At 66.7% G+C, this 258-nt stretch carries 1 protein-coding gene; it reads right to left on the bottom strand.

Features of this window, described 5'->3' with window-relative positions:
* The coding region (locus SB751_RS32495) for an NADH-quinone oxidoreductase subunit H (RefSeq protein WP_410749320.1) at nucleotides 1-258 on the bottom strand (258 nt) is incomplete at both ends.

Below are 258 nucleotides of genomic sequence, written 5' to 3'. Positions count from 1 at the left end.
CGAGCACCAGCGCGAAGCCCATCGAGATTTCATACGACACCATCTGCGCCGCCGCGCGCATCGCGCCGAGGAACGCGTACTTCGAGTTCGACGCCCAGCCGGCGAGAATCACCGCGTACACGCCGATCGACGAGATCGCCATCGCATACAGCAGGCCGGCGTTCACGTTCGCGAGCACGGCTTCGGCCTGGAACGGGATCACCGCCCAGACGGCGAACGCCGGCACGACGGTCATGACCGGCGCGATCAGGTACAGCC

The sequence above is a fragment of the Cupriavidus sp. SIMBA_020 genome (assembly GCF_046535395.1).
Lineage (GTDB): Bacteria > Pseudomonadota > Gammaproteobacteria > Burkholderiales > Burkholderiaceae > Cupriavidus > Cupriavidus campinensis.
This window is presented reverse-complemented; position numbering and strand designations above follow the sequence as displayed.